Origin of the sequence: Streptomyces sp. NPDC047049, assembly GCF_040643995.1 — a bacterium.
GTDB classification, from domain to species: domain Bacteria; phylum Actinomycetota; class Actinomycetes; order Streptomycetales; family Streptomycetaceae; genus Streptomyces; species Streptomyces mooreae.
The window spans coordinates 18,557-38,079 of record NZ_JBEYVM010000007.1 but is presented as its reverse complement, the minus strand read 5'-3'; the positions used below and the strand labels follow the sequence as shown (position 1 = coordinate 38,079).

Below are 19,523 nucleotides of genomic sequence, written 5' to 3'. Positions count from 1 at the left end.
CTCACTGCGGAGGCGGCTGCTGCTGCCATCCCGGCGCCAGGCCGGGGTGTTCCGGCTGCGGTGCGTCCGGAGCCGGCTGTTGCTGCTGCCAGTGGGCCGGCGGCTGGGCGGGCTGCTGGGTCCAGCCGCCCTGCTGCTGGCTGTAACCGGCCGGCGGCGGTGGCGGTGTGCCCTGCTGCGGCTGCTGTTGCGGCTGGCCCTGCTGGGCGTACTGCTGCTGGGCGTACGGGTCGCCGCCCATCTGCTGCTGCGGGTACATCCCCGCCGCCTGCTGCGCCCGCGTGAAGTCCTCAGCCACCAGGGCGGAGAGGTTGAAGTACGCCTCACGGGTCTTGGGCCGCATCATGTCCAGGTCGACCTCGGCACCTGCGGCGAGATGTTCGTCGAAGGGGACGACCACCACACCGCGGCAGCGGGTCTCGAAGTGCGACACGATGTCATCGATCTTGATCATCTTGCCGGTCTCGCGGACACCCGAGATGACCGTGATGCCCCGCTGCACCAGGTCGGCATAGCCGTGCGCGGACAGCCAGTCCAGGGTGGTGCTCGCGCTGCTCGCACCGTCCACGGACGGGGTGGAGATGATGATCAACTGGTCGGCGAGGTCGAGCACTCCGCGCATCGCGCTGTAGAGCAGACCCGTACCCGAGTCGGTGAGGATGATCGGGTACTGCTTCCCGAGGATGTCGATCGCCCGCCGGTAGTCCTCGTCGTTGAACGTCGTGGAGACCGCGGGGTCCACGTCGTTGGCGAGGATCTCCAGGCCCGAAGGTGCCTGCGAGGTGAACCGGCGGATGTCCATGTAGCTGTGCAGGTGCGGGATCGCACCCACCAGGTCACGGATGGTCGCACCGGTCTCCCGCCGCACCCGTCGGCCGAGCGTGCCGGCGTCCGGGTTGGCGTCGATCGCCAGGATCTTGTCCTGCCGCTCGGACGCGAGGGTGGAGCCGAGCGCGGTCGTCGTAGTGGTCTTGCCGACACCGCCCTTGAGGCTGATCACCGCGATCCGGTAGCAGGACATCACCGGAGTACGGATCAGCTCCAGCTTGCGCTGGCGCTCCGCCTCCTCCTTCTTCGCGCCCAGCTTGAACTTGGACGGCTGGGCATTGGCGCCCGGCTTGCGCTTCTTGGGCTGGTTGCGCAGCAGCCGGTCGGAGGTCAGCTCCACCGCGGCGCTGTAGCCGAGCGGCGCACCGGGAGCGGCCCGCTGCTGCGGCTGCTGCTGCCCCGGCTGTGAGTACGACGCGTAGTTCGCCGCCGCGTTGGGGTCGCCGGCCTGCTGGCCGGGGAGCGGCTGGTAGGCCTGCTGGCCCTGTTGAGCCTGCTGGCCCTGCTGGGCCTGGTGTGCCTGCTGCTGGGCTTGCTGGGCCTGTTGCTGCGCCTGCTGGGCCTGTTGTGCTTGCTGGGCGGCCTGCGCCTGCTGCGCCTGTGCCGCCTGGGCCTGCGCTGCCTGGGCCTGAGCTGCCTGCTGCGCGGCGGCCTGCTGCTGGCCGTAGTGGGCCTGCGCCTGCTGGGGGTACTGGCCCTGCTGCGGGTAGCCCTGCGCACCGGTCTGCGGATAGCCGTAACCGGACTGCTGGGCCGCCGCGTGCTGCTGTGGCTGCGGCTGGCCCTGCTGGGGGTAGCCGTAACCCGACTGCGGATAGCCGTACGCGGGCTGCTGCTGGCCGGGGACGCCCTGCTGCTGCGGGTAGCCACCGTGCTGAGCGGGCTGCCCCTGCGGATAGCCGGCCTGCGGCTGCGGCGCCTGCTGTTGCTGCTGGGCCGGTGCCTGCTGCTGGCCCTGCTGAGGCTGTGGGGCCTGCTGGCCCTGCTGGGCGGCCTGAGCCTGTGCCTGAGCCATCCGCGGGTCCGCCGGCTGGAACTCCGCCGGCAGCGGCGGCAGGGTGCCCTGCCCGGGCACCCCCTGCTGCTGGCCCTCTGCCGCAGCGCCCCACGGAGCACCCTGCTGAGGCACCCCCTGCTGCGGAACGCCTTGCTGAGGTACGCCCTGTTGGGGCACGCCCTGCGGAGGCGTCTGCTGCGGCATGCCCTGCTGGGGCACGCCTTGCTGCGGCATGCCCTGCTGGGGCGCGGTCTGTTGCGGCTGGGGCTGAGCCTGCGGCTGCGGCTGGGCCGGTGCGGGCTGCCCGCTCTGCGGCGTGGCCTCAGGGGCGGGCTGGGCGGGAGCGACCGCCTGCGGGGCCGGAGCTCCCCCCTCGGCGGCGTACGGCGGCTGGGCGGCCTCGGGCTGCGGCACCGCGGTGGGTGCGGGCTCCGGGGCCACCGCGGGCGCGGCGTCGGCCTCGGGCTGTGCCTCGGCCTCGGACTGCGCCTCAGCTTCGGGCCCGGCCTCGGGCTCGGACGCGTTCGCCGCCTCGGGCTCGTCGTTCTCGTCGTCGCCCCAGAGGGAAATCGACGGGTCGACACCCGTGCCCGAGCGGCGATTGCCGGCGTCCGCACCGTCGTCCGTGGCCGGAGCGGCCTCCGCGGTCGGCTGGGGGCCGGGAGTTGCGGTGGCCGGCGCGTCGCTGACGGCGGCCGGTACGTCATTGCCGGTGTCCTGCGGGCGCAGGGTCGGGAAGCTCGGCGGGGCGGCGTCCACGGGCGGCGGGGTCGCCGGCACCCCCTGCTGAGGAATCCCGGGCGCACTCTGCTGCGGCGGAATTCCGGGCGCCCCCTGGGCGGGCCCGGGCAGCGGCTGGCCGGTGGGCGGGCCGAGCGGGGGCTGGGCGGCGGCGGGCGGAGCGGTGGGCGAAGACGCAGGAGGAGTCGCGGGGGAGGCGGCACTCGCGCCCCCACCACTGGTGTCGTTGCTCGCGTACCAGGCCGGTGCGGCGAAATCGATCTTGAACTCACCGGTCAGGTCGAACTCGGACTGGTCGTCGTCAGGATCGTTTCCGTCCGGACGGAAAGCCTCCTGCTCGTTCACTGTGCCTCCTGGTGTACTGCAACGCACCTGAACGGCAGGACCGGATACAGGCGGATCGATCGGATGTAGCGGAAGTCGGAACACACCACCCGGGGTTGCGCCAACACTAACTGTCTCCGTCCCCGTTTCGACTGCCGTCGTGCTGTGCTCCTGCGGCTCTCCCGTACAGCCTAATCAAGACTCGGCACATCGCGGCAGTCGGTGCCCTGTCGCTTGGGGCCCCTCGGCACGCCGACGGGCGCACCCGTGGGCGCGCCCGTCACGGCCGTACCCGCGGCCGGTGGTGTACGTGCGGACGCGGCGCCCCGAAGGGCAACCGGCCCGCAGCGTCGGTCAGTCCCTCAGTCCATGCGGCGCGGGCCGCCGAGCAGGTTGGTCTCCGCTTCCGTCGGCTGGGTCATGACGAACTGGTGGCCGTCGCGCGAACACCACAGCATGGCGTTGTCGCTGAGCGTCGGCAGCACCGCGCCGACCTGCTCGGGCAGCCGCATGATTCGCGTCACAACCTCGGTCTCCTCGGGCGAAAGCCGCTGCAGGCCGACCAGGTCGGCGCGGCTGAGCATCTGCGGCGACCGCGGCCCGAGGAAGGGCAGTACGGTCAGCACCGACTGCCAGGGGCTCGGGGCGAGCTGATTGCGCGGCGGCCGCGCACCCATGTCCCGTACGACCAGCACCGGGCTGGAAACCGACGGCCCCTGGGGCGCGATCTGACGCACATCGTGGACGGAGACGCACTGCTGCCCGCCGCCCGCGGCCTGCGCCATCTGCCCCCAGGCCGGCGGCCGGGCCGTCTCGACCGCGACCCGCGCGCCGGTGGCGACCGTACGCAGCGCCAGCACCTGCGCCATCCACATGCTGCCGACCAGCGCGATCTCCATGGGCGCCGGCCGCAGCAGGCTCAGCACGGCGGGCTGGTTCTGCGGGTCGATGCCGATGATCACGCCGTCGTCACCGACCGGCAGGGTCAGCGAGGCGAGCGATTCCGCGGTCAGGATGTGCGGGCTGCGCCGCGGGCCGCGCAGGCCGAAACCGGGCCGGGGCTTGGGGCCGTTCGGACCCGACTGCCCCTCGTCCGGACGCGGCTGGTGCGAGAGGCGGCCGCCACCGGTGACGCCGCCCGCGACGGGGGGATTGCGCCAGCCGTTGCCGCTGGTGTTGACGCGGGGCTGATAGGTGGGAGAGGCCATCAGCGGGTACCTCCGAGGGGAAGCGTGGCCAGCAGGCCGGGCAGCTGCTCCCGGTCGAGCCGTACGAGCCCGACCTTCACGGAACCGGAACGGCGCTCCAATTCGCTCTGCGCGGCGGAGAGTTCGTTCTCACTGCGGGTGGAAAGACGGACGTAACCCGAGATGGCCGGGGCGCGGCCGCCGCCGTGCGTGGCGGTCAGCGTGAAGGTGCTGGCCATCGCCCGGGTGCTGGTCAGCAGCTGGGTGATGGCTGCCAACGGGGCCCCGCCCTGCCCCAGTTGGGGCCAGCGGCCGATCCAGTAGGTGGTGTGCCAGCGGTCGTCGCAGCGCATCGCCCGGGTCGTCTCCTGGGTGCGGCGGGCCGCCCGGCCGTCGCGCCCCATCGCCCCGTTGGCGGCCCGCGGGCTGACGCACACCGCGGTACCGATCGCGGCCACGACCTCGCGCTCGGCGAGCACCTTGGCGCGGACGCCGTGGGCGGTCAGCCGGCTGACGAGCTGGTCGGCGGCGCGCAGCAGCGAACGCTTGGCGCCCTCCATCCCGCCGCCGCGGGCCTCGATCGCCTCCGAGCACAGCTCGGGGTCCAGCTTGAGCGCGATCCACGTCAGCTGCAGCGCCGGCGTCTGCGCCTGGGCCTGCAGCGGCGCGTACGAACGGGCCGCGACGGCCTGTTCGGGCAGGTGCGGCGCCGGCGCGGGCTGGCTGTACTGAACGAACTGCACCGATTCGAGGTGGATGTCCTCGACGTCGAGCGCGGTGTGCAGCACCTCGAGCGGCAGCATGTGGCTGCCGCGCTGCGGCCGCAGCGGCTCGTCACGGGCGTCCACCTGGACGAGGGCCGTCAGGAACGTCCCGTCACCGACGAACCCGATGGCGCGCTGGTCCGACTCGGTGGTGAACTCGTAGGTCCGCAGGGCCGGTTCGCACTCCACCACCGGCGCGAACGCGGGGTCCACGCCCTGCGTCGCCGCGAGCGCGGAGTTGCTGTCCTTGCCGCGCCGCTTCATGGCGCGCACGGTCGTGATCCATTCCGGCAGCGGAATCCTCCGCCGCCGGCCGAGCGCGAAAATGACCAGAAGAGCCGCGATCACAATGGCCGCGGTCAGTGCGGCCGGATGGATCGTCCAGCCCACCAGCACCAGCGCCGCGGCGAGTTCGATGATGGCCAGCTGCTGGACGCGCACCCCGCCGATGGTTCCGGCCTGTTGGCGCAGCCGCGGTGCCACCGGACCGGCCGGACGGGCCGCGGAATCCCCGCCGCCATTTCCTCTGTTGCCCGAAGCTGTGCCGTTTTGGTCAGCATTTCCCGCGTATTGCGGGGCAGCGGAAGGCGGTTGCTGCTGTTGCCGCCCATTGCGGCGTCGAGCCCTGGTGGCGCTGGACATCCCCCGGCCTGCTCCTCTACTGGTGGTGTGGCCTCTGGACGTGTCGGTCGCCCGCTGAGACTGGTGCGTTGGAAGGTGGCACCCGTACCGTACGGGTCGATCGACACACGGCATAGTAGAGGGCGCTACGGCGTGAGTGCCGGGGGCGGTCGAGGTAGATCCGACAGGCGGGGAGAGAAAGCAACAATGGCATCACGTCGGGACGAGCTGAATGCGTATTCGTTTGCTCGAAAGCGCACGAATGCGGCATTTCTGAAGCCGCTGCCGAACGGATCGATCGAGAGTGCCCCCAAGCCGCTCAAGGCGGTGGTGCCGAGTATCGTCATGGGTGTCGTGATGCTCGTGGGATTCGGTGCGTGCGGCATTCTCAAGCCGGTTGCGCCACAGGGCTGGGACGAGGTCGGCAAGAATGTCGTCGTCGGGGACGAATCGACCACGCGTTACATCGTTCTGGAAAGCCACCACCAGAAACTGCTGCATCCCATCCTGAATCTCGCCTCCGCCCGGCTTCTTATCGACCCGAACTTCAAAGTCGTCAAGGTCAAGGAATCCGAGCTGGACGGAAAGCTTCCGCACGGGCCCGCCCTCGGCATTCCGTACGCCCCCGACCGGCTGCCCGGCACCAAGGACGCCGACAAGCCGAAGACCTGGGCGGTGTGCAACCGCCCCGGCGCCAGTGTGAACGCCAAGCCGCAGCAGGCCGTCTTCGTGCTGGCCGGCAAGGACAAGAAGCTCGTCGAGGGCAAGGGCAAGCTCGACGTCCATCAGGCCCTGTACGTCGAGGACCCCCGCGGCAAGAGGTGGCTGGTCGACAACAACGGCATGGCGTTCGGGTTCAACTCGACCCGTATGGGCGGGTGGCCCGGCAGCAGGGCGGACGGTGACGCCCTGCTGCGCCGTATCGTCTTCGGCCCCAACACCCAGCCGCAGAAGGTGTCGCAGCAGTACATGGACACCCTCCTCACCCTCCCGGACCAGCTGTCCATCAGCATGCCGCAGGTCGAGCAGGCGGGCACGATGACCACCGATTCGAAGGTCCCGGAGAAGGGCAAGCGGGTCGGCTCGATCCTCGAGGACAGCGACGGTCACAAGTACGTCGTGGAGAAGGACGGCGTCGAGCAGGTGACGAATTTCGTCGCCAGGCTCCTGGAGCAGGGCTCGAACGCGCGGAAGCTGCACTCCGACGGTTCGCCGATCGTCCCCGTCCCCGTCGCCGCCAGCAGCATCTCCCCCAAGAAGGATGACGCGGGGAACCTGACGACGTACCTGGGGAAGACGTTCGGCGACTTCGATTCGCCGTGGCCGAAGGAGGCGGTCTCCGCTGCCAACAACTTCGCTTCCCAGAACGGCGGACTGGTCACGCCCGCGCGCAGCGGCGTGTCCTGCAGCGTCTACAACGGCACCAACAACAAGTACCCGGGCGGCGAGGAGAAGCAGCTCGGCTACCCGAACGGCGTGCCGGACATGCAGACCTGGGTCGGCAAGGACTACCCGGCCAAGCTCGCCAGCGGCGCCAGCTCGTACGTCACCCCCGGCAGCGGCCTGCTGTACACGGAGGTGCCCACTCCCAAAGCGAAGAACGGCAGCCTTTTCCTGGCCACCGACACGGGGCTGCGCTACTCCGTTCCGCGGAACAACGACGGCGGGGGCAAGGCGGGCAACGAGAAGCAGGAAGTCGACCAGTCGATGCTTCACCTCGGCTACGGGGGCACACATCCGCCGCTGATTCTGAAGGCCTGGTCCTCCCTGCTCTCCGAGGGGCCGGCGCTGGACATCCGCAGCGCCAAGAAGCCGCAGTCGTCCTGAGCGGCACCAGGGCCTGAGGGCTGACGTTCCGAGGGGTGCGAGGTCCGCGCCGGTTCCGTCACGGGAATCGGCGCGGACTTCGGCGTCCGCATTCCGTGCACCGCAGAATTCACCTCGATCGCTGCGGCCTTCCGGATGCGAGCTTCGCTACTTCCGTACGCCCCGGCCTGACCGATAGCATCGCTTTCGTCCGGTTCATTTGAACGGCGTTTCCATGGCGGCCAGTTGACGATGTTGTGATCCCGTCACAAGAACCCTCCCCCTGTTGGGAACAGCCATATGGAGTGGTTAAAGTAGCCAAAGGCGTCAGCAGGAGATGCCTGCCGCGCGAGCGCCTGTTGGCGGCATGTCGCGGTACGACGTACAAGTCTCATGGGGGACGTTGACTATGGCTGGTCAGCAGTACACAACCACCGAGGAGGAGATGGTCGCGTTCAGCGGCAAGATCTCCTCGGTCAACCAGTCGATCCAGGGCGAGATCTCGCGCCTGAACACGGTCGTCGACACCATCACGTCCGGTTGGAAGGGTGCTGCGGCCTCCTCGTACAACCAGCTCCAGTCCCAGGTGAACCAGGACGCCACCCGTCTCAACCAGCTGCTGGGTGAGATCAAGGAAGCGATCGACGCGACCACGAAGAACTACTCCGCCTCCGAAGAGGAGCAGGCCCAGTCGATCTCGCACATCTCCGCCTCGGCTTCCCCGTTCGGATGATGGGGCCGCGTCGCTGACCGCGGCGCAACGGCCCACCGCCACAGCCCGGGCTCACCGGTTCGTCCGCCGGCCCGCTGTGGCACGTGCATCGACCAGGCTTCATCAACTCCTGAGGAGACACCATGTCAGGCCAGATCCTCGTTAATTTCGCGACGATCTCGCAGGCCAGTTCCGACGTGCGCGGTACGGCCAACAACATCCGCCAGCAGCTCGACGACCTCGAGGCGGGCGTCAAGAAGATCGCCGCCAGCTGGGAAGGCGCGGCGCAGGAGGGCTACCAGGCCCGCCAGCGCGAGTGGGACCAGCGTGCGGCCTCCCTGCACTCGACGCTTGAGGCCATCGCCAAGGCGCTGGACCAGGCCGCTCAGAACTACCAGGCCACCGAGCACAAGAACTCCGGTATCTGGGCGGGCTGACCTCACGGCAGCAACGGTACGGATAGCGACCGGCTGAGCAGCCCGACGGCTCGCACAGTGGTCAATGAGGGCGAGCGCGCTGCAACGGTGCGCTCGCCCTTCTGCCGTCCGATACCGCCCCGCAATATCCCCGCCACCTCCTCCACCCCGCCCCTTTCTCCGCCGTTTCCTCACTCCTCGCCCCGACCGTTCCGTCACACATGGAGAGCAGACAACCCGTGGGATCTCGCGCCATTGGTCATCGAGCCGGGCACCGTCGCCGAGCGGCGAGCGCACTGGTTTTGGCGGTGTGCCTTGCCGGCCTGTCGAGCGTGACCGCCGCGCCGGCAATCGCGGACGAGAACGTGCCGCTCAACAGCGGTGAGTGCAAGTTCGGCACGGACAACATCGCAGAGACCCCGTGGTCCCTGCAGCGCCTCCTGACGAATCAGCTGTGGGCCAATGGAATGAAGGGGCAGGGGATCCGGGTCGGTGTTATCGACACCGGTATCGACGCCGGTAACCAGCAGCTGAAAAGCGCAATCGGCAGCGGCGGCAAGTCCTTTGTCAACGGCAAGCCGACCGAGGACAAGGTCGGCCACGGCACCAAGGTCGCAGGCATCATCGCCGCCCGCCTCATCAAGGGTTCCGGCTTCTTCGGGATCGCGCCCAGGGCCACCGTCATCCCGTTCCAGCAGACTTCGGACGAGAAGGCCGGAACCGCCGACAGCCTCGCCAAGGCGGTGGACAAGGCCGTGGCGGAGGACGTCGACATCATCAACATCTCCCAGGGAACCGGCGCGGACCCACGCCTGCTGCCCACCCTCGAGCAGTCGATCGCCCGCGCCAACACCAAGGGCATTCTGGTGGTCGCCTCGGCCGGCAACGGTGGCGCCGACGGCGGCGAAAAGAACATGTACCCCGCCGCGTACTCCAGCAAGTACCCCAATGTCCTGGCCGTGGCCGCCTCGGACCGCAACAACGAGCGCGCGCCCTTCTCGCAGTCCGGCCCCTTCGTCCAGATCGCCGCCCCCGGCGTCGACATGGTCTCCACGGTCCCCGACGGCGGCAACTGCGTCGACCAGGGCACCAGCTTCTCCGCTCCCTACGTCACGGGAGCCGCGGCCCTTCTCAAGGCCAAGCACAAGGACTGGTCGCCGCAGCAGCTCATCTGGCACCTCGAGCAGACCGCCGAGCGTGTGGGCAAGGGCCGCGACAACTTCATCGGCTGGGGCGTCGTCGACCCGGTGGCAGCTCTCAACGACGACACCGAGCCCACTGCCGAACCCAAGCCGGACAAGCCCGCGAACGTGGCTGACGGCTCCGATATCCATCCGGTCGCGGTCACCCTCGGCGAAAGCCCCGAGGACCGGCGTGCGCGGGTGGCCGTCTACATTGTCGGCGGCGGACTTCTGGCCGTCGGTACGGTGGTGGGCTGCGCCATCGCACTTCGTGACTGGCGTCGGAAAACTTCATAGCAAACACGGGGAGGCCAAGGATGGCTAACGATTCCTACCGCGTCGATCTTGACAGGCTCGATGAAGTCGTCAAGAAGCTCAACAACGTGCTCAAGGACATGCAAAGCGCCTCGGGCAAGGCGAAGAGCGGGACGCATCTTCCGGCGGGCTCGCTGGGGAAGGGTTTCGCGGAAGAAGGTGAACTGCGGCAGACGCATGACACCATGAAGGAGTTCATCGAGAAATACGTGCTCAAAAAGCTTGAGGACTTGATCGATGATCTTCAGAAGAAGACGACGAAGACTCATGGCGCCTATCAGGACCAGGAGCAGAGCACGAGCAATGCGTTGAAGAGCGGCCAGCCTTCGGCGCACAGAAACTACTCCTGAACGATGGCATCGAGCTCGCAGCGGAAGAGGGGGCAGGGGCGTGGGTAGTTACGCGGACAACAAGTACGCACCGCAGGACAAGTGCTATGCCATCGAGAACACAACGAAGTTCTACAAGATTGACTTCATGTCGCTGAAGGCCATGGTGGCCGATGCGAAGCCGGAGACGGTCGCCGGCGTTTCCCACGCCTGGAAACAGGTGCACGACACGATGGTGGTCGACAGCGGTGGTGGCATCCGTGCCTACTTCGACAAGGCCATCGAGGAGGTCTTGCAGCACTGGGACGGCGATGCGGCGAAGGCGTTTCGGGAGCGAGCCAAGAAGATCAGCGAGAGCATCGGGAACGGTGCTCTGTACGCGAAGAACGTGAGCGACGGCATGGGCCGTGCGCACGAGGCTCTGAGCGAGTACAAGCAGCATCTCGACGGCATGGAGATGCCTGACTGGGGCGACCGCGCCTGGGACTGGGCGACCGACCACGTCGACCGCCAGGACAAGAACGCCGACTCCCAGCTTGCCGACGGCAAGAGCGCGACTCAGGTGGTCAAGGACAACGAAGACGACCTGTCGGCACAGAAGGAAACGCAGCTGAAGGCTGCAGCGACCATGGAATATCTGGGCGCTGCCTACAGGACCAATGCGGCAGCGATCGGGAAGCCGACGCCTCCCAACGTCGACGACCCGAACAACGTCCCGCCGCCGGACAACCCGGGAATCCCGCCGGTTCATTACCCGCTTCCGGGGAGCGTCACCAAGCCCAAGGGGATGCGTAGGGGGTCGATGAAGCCCATGGAGAAGGGGCCGGGGTTCTCGGGCGACGGTGTGAAGACGCCAGGGATCAGCGGCGGTATCGGCAACACGATGCCGGGGCCGGGCTCTCTCACGCCGCATGTGGGCACGGGTCTTGAAAGCCTGACTCCTCCGCAAGGTGGCCTGGGCCCCGGCGGAACGGGGGGCGGAAGCATCCCAGGTGGTGGTGGCATCGGCCCCGGCACCGGAGGCATGAGTGGTGGCACCGGCCCTGGCGGCGGCACCGGCCTCGGTCCCGGAGGACTCCCCGGTGTGCCGGGCGGCATGAAGGGTGGCACTGGCGGCCGTACTGGTGGGACCACGGGGAGCGCCGGTGGTCGTACCGGCGGGACCACCGGCCCCGGGACCGCCGGGCGTGGGACCGGACGTGCCGGCATGCCAGGTATGGGTGGCGTCGGTGCGGCAGGCGGCAAGGGCGGTGCCAAGGGCGCCGGGGGAGCCGGGCGCGGCCTTGGCCTCGCTCGCCAGAAGGGTGGCGTCATTGGTGGCAGCACCGAAGGCAAGGGGGCCGGTGGCTCCCAGGGCGGCTCGGGTCTGCACCGCAGCCGTGGTGGCGGCCAGTCGGGTGCCGGGGCATCCGGGAGCCGGCGTTCGGCAGGGATGCCCGGGATGCATGGTGCCCATGGGGCCAAGGGCAAGAACGACAAGGGGCAGAACGGTGAGCGGCCGGACTACCTGGTCGAGGACGAGGAGACCTGGGCAACCGAGCGAGATGTGGCTCCGAAGGTGATCGAGTAGCTAGCCTTCGGGTGTGACAGCGGCGGAAATGAGTGGGGCCCGCAGTCTTCGGGCTGCGGGCCGCAACCTGTTGAGGAGAGGTGTTGCAGCATGAGCTTCACGCGGACGCTGCGCGCAGTTGGCGGCGTGGCGGCGGCAGGAGCACTGCTCTTCACCGCCGCGCCGACCGCTTCGGCGGACTACATCAGGGACGGACAGTGGGCGCTTGATGCGTTCAATCCGCAGAAGGTGTGGAAAGAGTCGACCGGTAAGAACGTCACTGTGGCGGTCATCGACTCCGGTGTGAACGGGGATCACGTCGACCTCAAGGGAAATGTGCTCCCGGGGAAGAGCTTTGCCGACGGGGGTGGTACCGCAGACCACGAATCCGGCGATGACCACGGCACGGCAATGGCGGCCTTGATCGCGGGGCATGGGCACGGGCCTCACCACGCTGACGGAATCATGGGTCTGGCGCCAGATGCGAAGATCCTTCCGATCAAGCGGAATGAATCGATCGGTGGAGACGCCAACAATATCGATGGGCCCATTCGGTACGCGGTTGATCACGGCGCAAAGGTCATCAACATGTCCTTTGCGGGGCCCTTCGCGCTGACCGAGACGGAAAAAAGCGCGATCAGCTATGCCGTGAAGAAGGACGTGTTGCTGGTTGCCGGTTCCGGCAACGACGGCAGCGGAAAGCCGAATTATCCAGCTGCAGCGCCCGGCGTGTTGGCGGTCGGCGCAGTCGCCGAAGACGGCAACGTCCTAGGCGAGTCAAACTACGGCCCCCATATCCGCCTGATCGCCCCGGGCGAGAAGATCTACTCCGCCGGTACCTCCATGAAGTACCGGCAAGCCACAGGCACCTCCGACTCAACGGCCTACGTCTCCGCCGCCGCGGCCCTCGTCCGCTCGAAGTTCCCCGACCTCACCGCAGGCCAGGTCGCCAATCGCCTCACGAAGACGGCGATCACCCCGGACGGCAAGACGGGCGTCACGTCTCCCGATCCCAAGTACGGCTACGGAGTGATTCGCCCGTACCGAGCCCTCTCGGAGAATATTCCGGCAGGCCCGAAGAACGGGCCCCTCACCATGCCGAAGGACACGGAGCCGTCCGCCGGCGCCGGCGCGCCTGGGGGCAGCCCCTCGGCGAGCAGCGGTGCCGAGGAGAGCAGTGGCGTGAGCCCCCTTGCGGTTGTCGGTATCGCGGTGGGTGTGCTCGTTGTGCTGGGGATTGTCATCGGCGTGATCGTCGCCGGCAAGAAGCGCCGCAATGGTCCGCCTCCGGGTGGTGGTGGCTTCGGCGGTCCGCACGGTGGTGCGGGGGTTCCCCCGCAGTATCCCGGTGCCTACCAGCAGCCGGGTGGCCCTGGCGGGTACCAGTCGGCACCGCCCAACTACCCGCCTCGTCAGTAGAGACGCAGGCCTGCAGGCTCGGTGAGCTCATCCGCCGGTATCACTCGGAGCGCGCCGCCGGACCGCAGCCAGATCGCAACCAGATCGCAGCCAGGGGTGGAACCGCAGTTGATGACTGCGGTTCCACCCCTGTTGTGGTCGGGGAGCGGAACGAACGAGCCACTACCGAATCGCTCAGCCGAAGACCGAACGCACCTCGTCCGTGACGTCCTGGTGGCGGGTGGCCGCGCCGCCCGTGCGGCGGTCGACATGGCGCTGTGCGTGGTCCAGGCCCCGGTTGGTGAGGTCTTCCTTGGCGTGGTCGACATAGGTGGCGGGGTCGGCGAGGCTGGTGACGCCGTCCTTGTACTCCTGGGCGCCTTCCTTGATGCCGTCGACGTATTCACCGGCTTTGTCCTTGCCGATGTCGGCGGTTTCGCCCCAGTCGATTCCGTCGCGGGCGCCGAAATGGCTTTCGATGCCCTGCTGGGTGACGTTCTGGGCCATCTCCGTGGCGGCCTCTTGGGCCTTTGCCTTGCCCTCTTCGACGATCTTGTCCCTGGCGATTTCCTTCGCCTGATCGATGACCTTGTCCTTGACGGTCTCCTTGACCGTCTTCTTGACGTAGTCCGCCGCGATTTTGCGGGCTTCCTTCGAGACGGCCTTCTTCGCCATCTTTTTGACGGCATCCATGGTGGCGTGCTCCATGGCCTTGGTGGCCGCCTCCATGACCTCGCGTTTGATCTTGTCGAGGATCTGGCGGACGATCAGGCGGGTGGCCTGGGTGGCGCCCGCGGCACCGAGCTCGGACAGGCCCAGGGTGAAGGGTGCGGCGGCCTGTGCCGCGATGAGCTCGGTGGCCAGCATGACGAGCTGGACGATGACGGCGATTTTTCCGGCGAGAACGGCGAGGGCGGCGGCATCGAAGGCGACGGCGATCACCTCGGCCGCCGCGGCGGCGTCACGAAGGTAGTGGTCGCCGCTGTCCCCGCCGCCGGAAAAGGAACCCCATGCGTGGGAAAAGCCCTCGATCGCCTCTCCGGAGTTGGCGGAGACGACCTCACCGGCTGCCGAAGAGCCCTTGGTGGACGCTTGATTGACCGCCTCGGCGAAGTTGCGCCAGGTCTGGGCGCACTCGTGGAGCTTGTCCTCGTCGGCATCCGGCCAGTTGTAGCCGAGCAAATCCAGGACCCAGGCAACCTCGCTGGGCAGCGTCAATGACACAGTGATCGTCCCCCGTGCAGTGGTAGCCGATTGCGGAGCGCAATGGCGTCGGTGAAGGAAAAGCGTGAGAGGGGTGGCGGCGGTGGCCCGTGGGGAGGCGCCGCCGCTGCTCGGCCGCGCCCTCTAGGCGCTGCGGGAATGCGTCCGGGAAAGACCTCGGCTGGTTTTCCCGGTGCCGCGGCGCCCGGGTTCATGGGCGGGATGCCCACCGGGCGTCAGATGGCGGGGCGGCCGACCGTGCTGATGGTGCGGATTCCCTGCTCGTCGGATGCGGTGTACGAGCCGGCCATGTTCTGGAGCTTGTCGCCGATGCTTTCGAGGCGTTCGCCCAGGGAGTCCATCGATTCGAACATGCCGTCCCTGAGGGGCGTGTAGATCGTTTCGAAGATGTCGCCGAAGTCGCAGTTTTCCCAGGGGCTGCCGAGGCCTTCAAGATCATCCTGAAGCTTCTTCGACGCCTTGGAGAAATCGCTGCCGATGTGGACGAATGCGTCGCCCTGTCTGCGCAGCACATCCGGATCGACGTCAAATGCCTTGCCTGCCACTCTTGCCCCCGGTCATGCGTCGTCCGTAGATACTGTCGCATCTTTAACGAACCACACATTAGGCGATCTGAACGCAAGCATGTCAAGGCGAGATGTGTGGAGGGAACGTGGGCATCCTGCGGCTCAATCGCTCGCGAATGCAGGGGAATTGACCCACCTGCGGCATGGGTGAATCGCGCGTGCGGGGCGCGGGGGTGTCCCTCGGTCCGTGGGCTGAAAGGGCAGGTTAAGTATTGGTGTGTGGTTGGTCAATTATTCGGGACCCGGGGGAGGGGCAGGGTGTTGCGGCGTCAACCACGGACCTTGCCGAATGGGCCGTACGGGTGGGTCCGGCAGGTTGACGGTCGGGGGTGTGCGGCGGCCGGGCGATCACTACGTCCCGTAGCATTCCCGCTCATGGACGCAGCCGGTGCAGAAGAGCCCCTTCCCGACAGCCGCGTGGGGCTGACGCCTCGTCAGGCCAGGCGCATACGCGTCATCCTGGCCTCGGTGTTGATGGCCGCGATGGCGGGGGTGCTCGTGGTGCGGCTGGCGTCGCGCACGTCGGTGCTGGTGGTCGGGGTGTACGGGGCCGCGCTGGTGCTCTGCGGCGTGGTGATCGAACTCAGCCGGAACGGACGGACCCGCCTCGGCACCTGGTTGCTGGGCATCGGCCTGGCGGCCGCACTGGCCGCCGACTGGCTGCTGCTGCCCTGAGGGGTTGAGGGAGGGGCCGCGCACCGGGCGTATTTCCCCACACGGCCCCCCACACGGCCCCCGGGCCCCGCACTCGGCCCCACGCGCTGCCCTCAGAACAACCCGTGCCACATCTGCTCGATGACCAGCGACCACCAGTTGCCGTCGTCATCCAGTGCCCAGGAGTCGATCGCCGCGATCTGTTCCTGGAAGGCGGCGACCGCCGCACCCGCCGCGTACGGATCCATGCCCTGCATTTGCCCGCGTGTGGTGGCCAGCAGGGCGAGCGAGCGCAGGAACGCGGATGCGGTGCGGTTGACGAACCGGCCGCCGCCCGACGACGGCTGGACCGCCCAGACGGTGCCGACGAGGCTCTGGTTCTGCTCCGGAGCGGTGCACTGAACGGCGAGTGTGTAGAGGCCGTCGGTGCCGAACCGGACGTAGCCGGCGAGGGTCGTCAGGGTCTCTTCGCGCGCTTGGGTGCCGGCTTGCCGCAGGTGGGCCGCCACGTCCGTGAACAGTCCGCCGGCCGGCGGGGCGTCGGAGCGGTCGGCGGTGAAGAAGCACGGGACCCGGGTGGGCAGTCCGGCCCAGATCAGGGTGTTCTTCGTGGCGTCGGGGAGCTGGGTGGTGGCGAGGTCGTCGGCGTCCGGGCGGTGGACGCCCTGCGGGCCGAAGACCTCCACGAGGTGCTTGCCGAGGGCCACGTCCCGCATCGGTGGCGCGGCCTCGACGCGCTGTGGCACCGGCAGCCGGTGCGGCCGCGGCGGTGCGGGCCGGCCCGCCAGCTGGTGCATCATCGCGACGTGCCGCACCAGCCCGGCGACGCCCTCGGCGCGCTCCTCGGGACGCATGCCGTAGCCCTCGGTGCAGGAGAAGGCGGCGTTCGGGAAGGTGCGGAGGATGAAGTCACCGGGGTAGCCGCCGGGCAGTAGCGCCGACCGCAGATCGGTGTGGACGGCGCGGACGTCCGCGGGGTGGATGCCCAGCCGCCGCAGCTCGTCGTGGAGCTGGTACTCGGCGGGCGGCTGACCGGGGGCCGAGACCCGGGCGAGACTGGTCTCCTCCCCGGTCGACGGGTCGTGGTAGGTCGCGACGGCGGTGTTGCCGGGGCCGGTGGCCGGACGCTCCGCGGGCGCAGAGGGGGCTGCTTCGGTACCCGCGTCGTGCTTCTGCCGGTACATCCGTACGACCTCGTCGACCGGCACCGACGGCCACACCGTCAGTTCGCCGGACGCCCGGTCGACCACACCGCAGGCGGCACCGACCTCGGCGGGCGGGCGTCGCTGTCCGGTGTGCGGGTCGGCCTCCGGGGGCGGCGGCACCGCCCACACCACCCAGCCGAGGTCGAACTCCTGCAGGGCCACCTCCCGCGGCGGGCCCTGCTGACCCTCGGGGTTGAGCCAGCGGCCCGCGGTGGCGTGGGCCTGCGCCTGGGTGATCACGAGTGGTCTCCTTCGAGGCCGCCGCGGCCGTCGCGGCCGTCGGACGAAGCGGAGTCGGCGGTGCCGGTGCGCTGGGCCGGCACGGAGGGCACGGGCGCGGGGGCGGGCGCCGCGGCCAGGATCTGCCGGGCGGTCACACCGCGCGCGGTGGCGACGACCAGCACACCGTCCGGCGAGAGATCGGCGCCGGTGAACGGGGTGTCCGAGAGCAGCGCGGCCACCACTTCCTCGTCGGCGCGGGACCGTACCCGCAGATGGTCGGCGCCGCGGGTGAGCCCGAAGGGCGCCGCCTCCTGCGCCTGTGCGGAAGGCAGTTGCACCAGCGTCGGATCGGCGTCGAGATACCCCGGTCGCAGCAGATCGTGGACGAGCAGCGCCCGGCCGCCCGCCCCGGAGTCGTCGCCGTCCGGGCCGGGCACCGTACGGGCCCCGGGGGTCCCCTCGGGGACGAGGAAAGCGGCCACGGGGCGGGGAGCGGCGGCGGGGGATGGCGGTACCGGTCCGGCGCCGCTGCCGTCCGGGCCCCCGGCCGCGCCCGCCGTCGCACCGTCCCCGCCCTGTGCGGGCAGGGAACCCGTGGTCACGGCGCGGACGCCGGCCAACGGCACACTCCACAGCGTCCGCCACGGCAGGGTGAAGCCGAGCGTGTGCAGCGCGTCCGCGTATGCCACCAGCCCGTCCTCGACGAACGCGGACTCCAGGAACGCCGCCCGCAGATCGGCCGATGCCTCGGAGCGGGTGAGCAGCGGGGCGGTGCGCAGGTACGTACGGGCCGGCGCGCCCAGCTGCTCCAGCGGTACGGCTTCGATGGCGGCGCGCATCGTCACGGGGTCGGCGTGGGCGAACAGGCCGGGGTCGGTGAGGAGTTGGGGGAGGAGACCGGCATCGAGGGTGTGCGCCGCGAGATGGTCGCGGATGTACGGATCGGCCTGCGCCCAGTCCTGCTGGGGCACCGCTTCCAGCAGCGCCATGGCGATCTTGGTCTGGGCGTCGCGGACGTCCGGCAGACCGGAGCGGATCTCCTCGGCGATCCCGGGGTGCATCAGGCGCAGCAGCGTACGGCCCTCGCCGGCTCCGGAGCCGGCCCCACCGCCGTCCGCGGTGCCGCCCCTCTCCCCGGCCGCGGCCCCGCCGCCGTTACGGCTCCGGTCCCCGCCACCGTTCCGGCCCCGGTCCCCGTCGCCACCCCCCTCCCCGTCGCCGGTGCCCCGGGACGGCTCGACCTGCTCGATGAACGGCGCGGCCAGCAGCATGCCGTCGGCGAGGTCCCGGCTCATGTCCCGTCCGGCGACGGCGCTCGCCAGCGCACCCCACAGCTGGACGGGCAGCCCCTGGCCCTCGGCGAACGCGAGCGGCGCCAGCATCAGCCGCAGGATCTGCGGATCGGCGCCCAGCCGGCGCGCATGCAGATCGAGCACGTCGCCGACGCTGCCGGGCAGCAGGGAGGCGTCCGCCGGGTCGAAGCCCTCGGGCCGCACGATCAGCGACTGCACGGCGAGCCGGACGGTCAGCCGGTTGCCGTCCGCGCGCGTCGCGAGGGCTTCGGCGAGCGCCCGGCGCGCGGACGGGTCGGTGGTGTACGGGAGTTCCGGCGCCCCCGCGTCGGGCGTCAGCGCGGCCTCGGCGTGCCGCACCAGGCCCTCGGGGTCGGCCCACTCGGGCGCGTCGAGATCGAGGATCTGCGCCTGGCCGGAGGGCAGCGCTCCGGCCAGTTCCGCGGCCAGTTCGCGCGGGACCTCGGCGAGCAGGTGCACCGTTCCGGTGGCGGCGAGCGGCCGCAGGACGTCCCGGACGACCCGCGCCGGCTCGTTCGCCGCGCGTACCGGACCGGCCCGGTCGACATCGGGCACCACCAGGGTCACCGGCTCTTCACGAGCGGCGAGTTCGGTGAAGATGTCATCGTCGCGGTCGGCGCTCAGCCCGAAATGATCGGAGATGAGCCACAACAGCTGTGCCGCGGTGCGCCCCGCGGGGCCCGGTACGGCGGGCTCCGGTAGGTCGGGGGGCACCGTCGCCGGGTCCAGATCGTCCAGCGGCAACTGCTTGCGATGGCGGGGGTCGCACATCATCAGGAAGCCGGTGAGCAGGCGCGAACGTCCGCTGCCCGGGTTGCCGGTGAGCACGATGACGCGCGGCGCACCCGGCCAGCGCATGCGCCAGGCCGCGAGCGCGCGGAGCACGGCGGTGCGACCGCCGACGTACGGATGTGGTGCATATCCGGCGGCCGCGGCTTTTCCTTCGCCTGAGGCGCTCATGGCTTCCTCGTCCCCGATCAATTACGACTCCACCTTTGTGGATTCCTGCGTGTTCCGGCTCGATCCTATGATCCGTTCCGTACGCGGAGCGTGGCGTGGGGGCGACTGTTCCGTAACTGGAACCGGCAGGCCGGGGCCGGTGTGCGGTGGTCGTAACGGAAGACGGGCGAGGAAGGGCGAAGTGAGTTGTCCCCGGGGCCCGTTGTGGAGA

The 19,523-nt window shown here is 69.5% G+C and carries 15 protein-coding genes; 8 read left to right on the top strand and 7 right to left on the bottom strand.

Going from position 1 to position 19,523, the window contains the following annotated elements:
• Position 1 precedes the first annotated feature (1 nt).
• From ABZ851_RS18190 to eccE, 3 genes are all read right to left on the bottom strand, one after another.
• Positions 2-2,911, bottom strand: coding sequence for an SCO5717 family growth-regulating ATPase (locus ABZ851_RS18190; RefSeq protein ID WP_361128344.1), 2,910 nt, complete (start codon positions 2,909-2,911; stop codon positions 2-4).
• Between the two features lie 341 nt (positions 2,912-3,252).
• On the bottom strand, positions 3,253-4,098 hold the full coding sequence (locus ABZ851_RS18185; protein ID WP_311625337.1) for a hypothetical protein: 846 nt from the start codon (positions 4,096-4,098) through the stop codon (positions 3,253-3,255).
• On the bottom strand, positions 4,098-5,324 hold the full coding sequence (eccE, locus tag ABZ851_RS18180; protein WP_361128340.1) for a type VII secretion protein EccE: 1,227 nt from the start codon (positions 5,322-5,324) through the stop codon (positions 4,098-4,100). Before eccE ends, ABZ851_RS18185 begins: the two co-directional genes overlap by 1 nt.
• A 345-nt stretch (positions 5,325-5,669) precedes the next feature.
• On the opposite strand from eccE, the gene eccB reads away from it, so the two are divergent.
• The 7 genes from eccB (at position 5,670) to ABZ851_RS18145 (ending at position 13,189) form a co-directional block, all read left to right on the top strand.
• Positions 5,670-7,289 carry a type VII secretion protein EccB gene (gene eccB, locus ABZ851_RS18175; RefSeq protein WP_361128337.1) on the top strand — a complete coding sequence of 540 codons (1,620 nt, stop codon included), beginning with the start codon at positions 5,670-5,672 and terminating at the stop codon, positions 7,287-7,289.
• A 388-nt stretch (positions 7,290-7,677) separates the two neighbouring features.
• A complete protein-coding gene (locus ABZ851_RS18170) occupies positions 7,678-8,001 on the top strand; it encodes a WXG100 family type VII secretion target (RefSeq protein WP_336051750.1) in 324 nt (107 codons plus the stop codon).
• 122 nt (positions 8,002-8,123) lie between these two features.
• Positions 8,124-8,417, top strand: a complete 294-nt coding sequence (locus ABZ851_RS18165) for a WXG100 family type VII secretion target (protein WP_006602760.1) — start codon at positions 8,124-8,126, stop codon at positions 8,415-8,417.
• 311 nt (positions 8,418-8,728) lie between these two features.
• Complete coding sequence (mycP, locus tag ABZ851_RS18160) at positions 8,729-9,874, top strand: type VII secretion-associated serine protease mycosin (RefSeq protein WP_361128333.1); 1,146 nt, start codon at positions 8,729-8,731, stop codon at positions 9,872-9,874.
• Between the two features lie 20 nt (positions 9,875-9,894).
• Positions 9,895-10,242 (top strand): hypothetical protein, encoded by a 348-nt coding sequence (locus tag ABZ851_RS18155; RefSeq protein WP_361128330.1) that lies wholly within the window; start codon positions 9,895-9,897, stop codon positions 10,240-10,242.
• Positions 10,243-10,282: 40 nt separating this feature from the next.
• Positions 10,283-11,791, top strand: a complete 1,509-nt coding sequence (locus ABZ851_RS18150; RefSeq protein WP_361128327.1) for a hypothetical protein — start codon at positions 10,283-10,285, stop codon at positions 11,789-11,791.
• Between the two features lie 90 nt (positions 11,792-11,881).
• On the top strand, positions 11,882-13,189 hold the full coding sequence (locus tag ABZ851_RS18145; RefSeq protein ID WP_361128324.1) for a S8 family serine peptidase: 1,308 nt from the start codon (positions 11,882-11,884) through the stop codon (positions 13,187-13,189).
• A gap of 174 nt (positions 13,190-13,363) precedes the next feature.
• On the opposite strand, the gene ABZ851_RS18140 is transcribed toward ABZ851_RS18145, so the two are convergent.
• Both ABZ851_RS18140 and ABZ851_RS18135 read right to left on the bottom strand, forming a co-directional pair.
• Positions 13,364-14,392, bottom strand: a complete 1,029-nt coding sequence (locus tag ABZ851_RS18140; protein ID WP_361128321.1) for a PE-PGRS family protein — start codon at positions 14,390-14,392, stop codon at positions 13,364-13,366.
• Between the two features lie 215 nt (positions 14,393-14,607).
• Positions 14,608-14,937 carry a hypothetical protein gene (locus tag ABZ851_RS18135; RefSeq protein WP_361128318.1) on the bottom strand — a complete coding sequence of 110 codons (330 nt, stop codon included), beginning with the start codon at positions 14,935-14,937 and terminating at the stop codon, positions 14,608-14,610.
• 396 nt (positions 14,938-15,333) lie between these two features.
• Between ABZ851_RS18135 and ABZ851_RS18130 the strand changes: the two genes are divergently transcribed.
• Complete coding sequence (locus tag ABZ851_RS18130; protein WP_336051740.1) at positions 15,334-15,633, top strand: hypothetical protein; 300 nt, start codon at positions 15,334-15,336, stop codon at positions 15,631-15,633.
• Between the two features lie 92 nt (positions 15,634-15,725).
• On the opposite strand, the gene ABZ851_RS18125 is transcribed toward ABZ851_RS18130, so the two are convergent.
• Together ABZ851_RS18125 and ABZ851_RS18120 are read right to left on the bottom strand one after the other, a co-directional pair.
• Positions 15,726-17,057, bottom strand: coding sequence for an SUKH-4 family immunity protein (locus ABZ851_RS18125; protein ID WP_361128314.1), 1,332 nt, complete (start codon positions 17,055-17,057; stop codon positions 15,726-15,728).
• Entirely contained in the window at positions 17,054-19,312 is a 2,259-nt protein-coding gene (locus ABZ851_RS18120) for an ATP-binding protein (RefSeq protein WP_361128311.1), read from the bottom strand. The genes ABZ851_RS18125 and ABZ851_RS18120 overlap by 4 nt, the downstream gene beginning before the upstream one ends.
• Positions 19,313-19,523: the final 211 nt, after the last annotated feature.